General features: G+C 35.9%; 10 protein-coding genes. 8 read left to right on the top strand and 2 right to left on the bottom strand.

The genetic code is table 11. The annotated features are described in order from the left end of the window. Positions 1-198: 198 nt before the first annotated feature. The 7 genes from QXL17_08365 to QXL17_08335 are packed head-to-tail and all read left to right on the top strand — an operon-like array spanning position 199 to position 4,487. Complete coding sequence (locus QXL17_08365; protein ID MEM4259138.1) at positions 199-459, top strand: metalloregulator ArsR/SmtB family transcription factor; 261 nt, start codon at positions 199-201, stop codon at positions 457-459. After that, a complete protein-coding gene (locus QXL17_08360) occupies positions 456-1,571 on the top strand; it encodes a permease (protein ID MEM4259137.1) in 1,116 nt (371 codons plus the stop codon). The genes QXL17_08365 and QXL17_08360 overlap by 4 nt, the downstream gene beginning before the upstream one ends. Before the next feature lie 8 nt (positions 1,572-1,579). Beyond that, positions 1,580-1,810, top strand: coding sequence for a thioredoxin family protein (locus tag QXL17_08355; GenBank protein ID MEM4259136.1), 231 nt, complete (start codon positions 1,580-1,582; stop codon positions 1,808-1,810). A 14-nt stretch (positions 1,811-1,824) separates the two neighbouring features. After that, the gene (locus QXL17_08350) at positions 1,825-2,145 is read left to right on the top strand and encodes a carboxymuconolactone decarboxylase family protein (protein MEM4259135.1); all 321 of its coding nucleotides are present in this window, start codon (positions 1,825-1,827) and stop codon (positions 2,143-2,145) included. A gap of 13 nt (positions 2,146-2,158) precedes the next feature. Next, a complete protein-coding gene (locus QXL17_08345) occupies positions 2,159-2,536 on the top strand; it encodes a putative zinc-binding protein (GenBank protein ID MEM4259134.1) in 378 nt (125 codons plus the stop codon). Continuing rightward, positions 2,533-3,141 (top strand): hypothetical protein, encoded by a 609-nt coding sequence (locus tag QXL17_08340; GenBank protein MEM4259133.1) that lies wholly within the window; start codon positions 2,533-2,535, stop codon positions 3,139-3,141. The genes QXL17_08345 and QXL17_08340 overlap by 4 nt, the downstream gene beginning before the upstream one ends. Continuing rightward, the gene (locus QXL17_08335) at positions 3,138-4,487 is read left to right on the top strand and encodes a cytochrome c biogenesis protein (protein MEM4259132.1); all 1,350 of its coding nucleotides are present in this window, start codon (positions 3,138-3,140) and stop codon (positions 4,485-4,487) included. The genes QXL17_08340 and QXL17_08335 overlap by 4 nt, the downstream gene beginning before the upstream one ends. A gap of 43 nt (positions 4,488-4,530) precedes the next feature. Here the strand turns inward: QXL17_08335 and QXL17_08330 are convergent, their stop codons facing one another. Then, positions 4,531-4,869, bottom strand: a complete 339-nt coding sequence (locus QXL17_08330; GenBank protein ID MEM4259131.1) for a GNAT family N-acetyltransferase — start codon at positions 4,867-4,869, stop codon at positions 4,531-4,533. A gap of 477 nt (positions 4,870-5,346) precedes the next feature. Then, positions 5,347-5,517, bottom strand: a complete 171-nt coding sequence (locus QXL17_08325; protein MEM4259130.1) for a CxxC-x17-CxxC domain-containing protein — start codon at positions 5,515-5,517, stop codon at positions 5,347-5,349. 89 nt (positions 5,518-5,606) lie between these two features. Between QXL17_08325 and QXL17_08320 the strand changes: the two genes are divergently transcribed. Next, positions 5,607-5,741 carry a hypothetical protein gene (locus QXL17_08320; protein ID MEM4259129.1) on the top strand — a complete coding sequence of 45 codons (135 nt, stop codon included), beginning with the start codon at positions 5,607-5,609 and terminating at the stop codon, positions 5,739-5,741. Positions 5,742-5,819 lie beyond the last annotated feature (78 nt).

The following is a 5,819-nucleotide window of genomic DNA, read 5'->3' as shown; positions in this document are numbered from 1 at the left end:
TGGTTTTGTTGAAAAAATCTGTAAAAAAGCTTGTTGAATTATGATTTTTTCTGTTTGCTGTGCGTGATTCTCACAGCAAAATGAGACGTTATGCTGAATTTATGGATTCATTTCGGGATGTAGCCAAAGTTAAGAAAATGGTTTAATAAACGTTTTAATGATAATATTTAAATATTTGGATATACTTATACTTTTTAAATGAGCGAAATTGATATCTTTAAAGCATTAGCAAACTCTACACGATTAACAATTCTTGATTCGGTAAAGAACAAAAAACAATGTATTTGTACTATTATCCCACTTGCAGGGAAATCTCAACCAAATGTTTCCCAGCATATAAAAATTCTAAAAAATGCTGGTCTTATCTCTGAACAAAAAAAAGGAACAAACATTTTTATCAAAGCATCAAACCAACAAATTTTTGAAATCATTGGAATGGCAAGGAGGCTTCATAAATGAATCCAATTGATATTATCATGGCAGGATTTGGCATGCTTATGGAATATCTGTCAGCACATGTTTTAACCTGCCTGATTCCTGCTTTTTTTATTGCAGGAGCAATCGCAGTTTTTATATCAAAAACATCGGTGTTAAAATATTTTGGTGCCTCCACAAAAAAATACTTGTCATATTCTGTTGCATCCATTTCCGGTACAATCCTTGCGGTCTGTAGTTGTACAGTACTACCTTTATTCACGAGTATCTACAAGCGAGGCGCAGGTATTGGGCCTGCTTCTGCATTTCTTTTTTCAGGACCTGCAATTAATATTTTAGCGATCGTTCTTACAGCACAAGTGCTTGGGTACAATATCGGTCTTGCACGGGCAATAGCAGCAATAACCATGGCGATTGTTATTGGTTTATTAATGGCATTTATTTTTAGAAAAGAAGAATGTGAAAAACAGAACAAAGATACTGCTCTGTTTACTACTCAAAGCAGAGATGAAAAAAAGATTCGTCCATTATGGGTTTCTCTTCTTTTTTTCATATCTCTTGTTTTAATACTTGTTATTGGCGCAGCGAGTACAACATATATCGAATGGGTTCCAAAACTTGCTATTGTTTATGTCTTAACCTTAGTTGTTTCTGTTTTGCTTATTTTTTATTATACTCGTGATGAAGTAAAAGAGTGGGGGATGGAGACATGGGGTTTAACAAAAAAAATATTCCCGATTCTTCTCATTGGTGTTTTTATTGTTGGAATCATTGGTGGCACTACAGCTTTTTTAATACCTGGTAGCGACCCGAGTAGCGCAGTTGGTGTTGCTATAGCACCCTATATCGGTGGAAACGACATTTTTTCTTGTTTGCTTGCATCAATCATTGGTGCGATTTTATATATGCCTACTCTTTTAGAAGTTGCAATTGTTGGTAATCTTTTTGGATATAGCACTGGTTTAATGGGTGGTGGTCCTGCCTTAGCATTGCTTCTTGCTGGTCCTTCATTAAGTCTTCCAAATATGGTTGTTATTACAAAGGTTATGGGTGTGAAAAAAGCGTTAGTGTACTTTGCGTTAGTGATTATTATTGCTGCTCTTATTGGATTTATGTATGGAATGATTGTAGGATAGGTGATTGAATGAAAATAGAGATACTTGGGACTGGTTGTCCGAAATGTAAGGCTACTGAGAAAATAGTACGAAAAGTTATCGAAGAACTCGGCAGAGATGCAGAGGTTGTAAAAATTGAAGATCTGCAGGAAATTGTGAATCGTGGTGTGATGTTGACACCAGCAGTTGTCGTAAACGGTGAGGTTAAAATCGTTGGCCATGTTCCAACAGCTGAAGAGATTAGAAAAATTATTAGCTAACGGAGGATAGTATTATGCGGTTGTTAGAAGAATGGTTCCCTGAATTCTCACAAGAATTTGATAAAATTGATAGTATGTATAAAGCAAAACGTTCGATTGATGAAAAAACCTACCAACTTATCTGTTTTGCACTAGCGATCAAAGGGCGTTCTGCACCCTGTGTTCGGAAACATTTCAAAGGTGCTCTTGAAGCAGGTGCTACGTTGAAAGAGCTTGCATATATTATGGCGTTGGTGTTTCGTGAAAGTGCTGGTAATGATGACTGCTGGGTTCATGATGTACTCTCAGATTATAAAGAACTGATGAAAAGTAATATTCAATGTTGTCCTAAGTAGTTGGTGACTTACTATGGCTGATAGTACCTGTTTATGTAAGACAAACGATGTTTTGTTTTTTCCGTGTTCCGGTGGTTCTAATGTTGGTCAAATTGCAAATGAGGTAGGAAAACGATTAACAACAAAAAATATTGGGAAGATGTATTGTCTCGCAGGAATTGGTGGGCATATCAGTGGTTTTGCAGAGGCAACACGGGAAGTAAAAAAGGTTGTTGCAATCGATGGATGTCCGGTACATTGTGCAAGGAAAACCTTGGAGCATGCTGATTGCCCAGTAACTGTACATGTTGTTGTCACAGATTTAGGTATCAAAAAATCATCAGATTTTAAGCTTGATGAAACAGATATCGCCAAAGTCGAAAAAACCGTACTGGAGAAATTAAAAATATGAAGAAAAATAGAGCATACATGTTTGTAATATTTTTTTTTATAATGAGTAGTGTGCTGTTATTACCAGGATGCACAAATGATATTCCCGACAATGATGCACACGATCTCTCATGGATAAACAACTATACTCCGGTACACAGCATTGGTACTGGTTCCAATGATTTTTGGGTTACCTATCCCAGTGGCAATCCTTCAAGTGGAATGCAAGTAACTCATCTTAGTTGGATTGTTGAAGCCTTAAAAATTAAACCTCTGTTATTTGTTGTTCATCGAACAGGTTGTATTGGTTGTGCTGATCAAGCTAAACGAGTCATTGGATTTGCAGAAAAATATGACGAGATAGTTTTTTATGATCTTGATGCTGTTTATGATGCTTCACAGGATATTTTTCAAAAAGCAAACGAAGTCTATATGTATGATCCGAACGGTCCACCAGGGTATATTGCACTAACCGGTGTGTTTACCTATGTAGAAGAAAATAATGAAATAAAAATAGGATGGCATACCTGGGAAGCACCAGATGATATGAAGATCAGTGATGCTGATCTTGAAACCTGGATAAAAGACGCCATCTATTATCATCATACAAACAAGGGAAAGATATGATGAACTATAAACACCAGAGGTTTTTTTCATCTCTCATTCTAATCTTTCTTTTCTCCTTGTTTTTATCAGCTGTTGCAACTGCAGAAGATAGCATACTTTCAGCACCTGATTTTTCAACTACTGATGAAAATGGAACTGAATTCTCACTCAGTGATTACTCAGGTTCAGTTGTTATTTTGCATTTTACAGGTTTGGAATCACCTCTTTGTATCGAATGTCTTGAAGAAATGAAAGGGCAAATTGTTGAGCTTGAAAAACTTTCAGAAAAAAACCAAAATGTTACGGTTATCACGATTAACATCAGGAAAAATCCATACTCGAGAACCGGTAAAGAAATGGCAGAGCAAGATTTTAATATTAATATTAGTTGGCATTGGGTTGAAGATTATTCTCCGTATTCTATTGCTAATCTCTATCAGAAATACTGGACTAAGGATGGAGCTTTTTCCAACCCAAGTATTGTGCTTATTGATATGAATCAAAGTATCGTTGGTGTATATCATGTATATCTCATGGGACGAGGTCCGATTGATGGAGTGCAAAGCGCTGAGTCTTTAATGCAGGATATTCAAAAAATAATTGATGGGACCTGGGAAGGTTTTCACGGAAAAATATATGAAGAAAGTATCACGTTCATTGGCATATTTCTTTTAGGAGTGCTAACAGCAGTTACACCATGCTCTCTTGCACTGCTTGTTGCTATGATTTCATATGTTGGTACTCTTCAGCAGGATTCACAAAAAAGTCATAAGACGTTTTCAATGCAAGGTGTTTGGATTGGGATCGTGTTCACTATAGGGATGGCATTAGTTTTTTTTGTTTTTGGTTTGATTCTCTCATCAATAGGTTTTTTTATTGAGGCATCAGCTTTGTTTTTCCTAATTGCAGGTATTATTCTTATAATATTGGGAATAAACGTGTTTAAACCACTTAAGGAATTAATACAATTAAAATCTCAGAGACAATCAAGTTCTGATGTAGTAGAACAAGGACAAAAAATGTTTTTAAAGCTCAGTAAAAAATCTGTCTATTTCGGAGCTTTCTTTTTAGGGATACTGTTTTCAATTGGTTGGGCACCCTGTGCCTTAGGGCTAATGCTGCCTGTTTTTATCCTCATTCTTGCTCAGGATTTTTCCATAGTAATGGGTGGATTGCTATTGTTTGTCTTTGGTCTGGGCCATGGGATTCCCATTATTCCACTCTGTGCTGCAACGACAACCATCCGAGGGAAACTTGGCAACAAATATGTTTTAGTAGGCAAATGGATGCAAAAAATCTTTGGAGTACTCATCGTAATTATTGGAATGATCATGGCCATCCGGTTCTGGGGAATAAAACTATGGTAAAAGAAAAAATGATATGATCCAACGAATTCTATAGTCTTTAAGTTTATTTTGTATGTTGATATATGATATAGGGTTGTTTTTCAAAACCGCTCTGATTATAAACCTGGATTGCGTTATGATTATCTGCATGCACATAGAGTCGCAGAATCTTAATATTTTGTTTTACCGCGAGTTCTCGTGTAAATTGTAAAAGATTTGTAAAAAGGCCTTGTTTACGCCATTTTTTTTGAACATATACACTTTGAATCCACCATTGTGTTGTGTTTTTCCAGTCACTCCATTCATAGGTAATCATAAGCTGTCCGATGATTTCATGGCTTTGTTCTGCAACAATATAGAATCCTTTTTGAATATCTGAAAGAAGATTTTTTACACCTAACAAGGCATGTTGGGTCTAAAATGATATGTTCGGATTCTTGAGCACAAAGTATATTATGATGTGCAAGATCTTCCGTATCACCAGGTTTTGCGAGTCGAATGATCATATAAAGCATGGAACAGGCGAATCGTATTTTATACATTTCCTTTGAAAAATAGTTGGTAACTTAGATTTCTTTGGATTATAACCGCTTCTATATGAAGAGATGTAATGTTTATGAATAAGAAAATTAAGGTATCGTAAGTTTTTTAAAGGTAAAACACCACATATATAGTATGGGGATAAAATATGCGATACAGTTTCAATGGACCTGGACCATTACCAATGCCAGATATCCCGTATCGGCCATGGGATCCAGCTGAACCTGATGATGAAGAATAACAGGAATATATAACGTATTAGTAAAAAAATAAAGAAAAAAAGATTTTATATGAAAAATGATTGGCAACATTGAACAATCGGATGGTCAATTCATTTTTATTAAAATCTTTTTGGTTTTCGTTTTTGATAACAATCCCTGCAGTACACAGGTCGTGTCCCATCAGGTTTGAACGGAACTTCAGTTTCAGTTCCGCATTCTGAGCAGGTGACTTTATGCATCTCACGGGGAGCGCCAAAGCCGCCTCTGCCACGTCCTTCGTTTCTATTCATATTTACTTCCTTCTAACTGAGACATTGTTTTTTTGTTAAACTATAATGTCTTTGTAGTTCCTAGCAATACCGATTAAGTATATAATTATATGGATGTTGATATCCCTCCCCATAAACATGAGTATCAATCTGTTGCGCATGAAAAAATGTATCAAAAATTAATTGTTCGCATGGGAACCTGTTTAAAAGATCAACAAGGGCTTCATCCCGAAATAGATAATTAAGGAAGAAACATTCATTTTTTCATTGGATGGGACGCGCAAAGAAAAGGATTAATCCAACAGTTGCGAACCATGTGAACC

The organism is Candidatus Thermoplasmatota archaeon, from assembly GCA_038884455.1.
Lineage (GTDB): Archaea > Thermoplasmatota > E2 > DHVEG-1 > DHVEG-1 > JAWABU01.
Note: the sequence above shows the minus strand (reverse complement) of the source record. Positions and strands in the feature narration are given on the sequence as shown.

What these genes read in the sequence shown, in the direction of transcription:
- QXL17_08355 (MEM4259136.1), top strand. Translation starts at nt 1,580, where the DNA reads ATGAAAATAGAGATACTTGGGACTGGTTGTCCGAAATGTAAGGCTACT.
- QXL17_08350 (MEM4259135.1), top strand. Translation starts at nt 1,825, where the DNA reads ATGCGGTTGTTAGAAGAATGGTTCCCTGAATTCTCACAAGAATTTGAT.
- QXL17_08340 (MEM4259133.1), top strand. Translation starts at nt 2,533, where the DNA reads ATGAAGAAAAATAGAGCATACATGTTTGTAATATTTTTTTTTATAATG.
- QXL17_08365 (MEM4259138.1), top strand. Translation starts at nt 199, where the DNA reads ATGAGCGAAATTGATATCTTTAAAGCATTAGCAAACTCTACACGATTA.
- QXL17_08345 (MEM4259134.1), top strand. Translation starts at nt 2,159, where the DNA reads ATGGCTGATAGTACCTGTTTATGTAAGACAAACGATGTTTTGTTTTTT.
- QXL17_08325 (MEM4259130.1), bottom strand. Translation starts at nt 5,517, where the DNA reads ATGAATAGAAACGAAGGACGTGGCAGAGGCGGCTTTGGCGCTCCCCGT.
- QXL17_08360 (MEM4259137.1), top strand. Translation starts at nt 456, where the DNA reads ATGAATCCAATTGATATTATCATGGCAGGATTTGGCATGCTTATGGAA.
- QXL17_08335 (MEM4259132.1), top strand. Translation starts at nt 3,138, where the DNA reads ATGATGAACTATAAACACCAGAGGTTTTTTTCATCTCTCATTCTAATC.
- QXL17_08320 (MEM4259129.1), top strand. Translation starts at nt 5,607, where the DNA reads ATGGATGTTGATATCCCTCCCCATAAACATGAGTATCAATCTGTTGCG.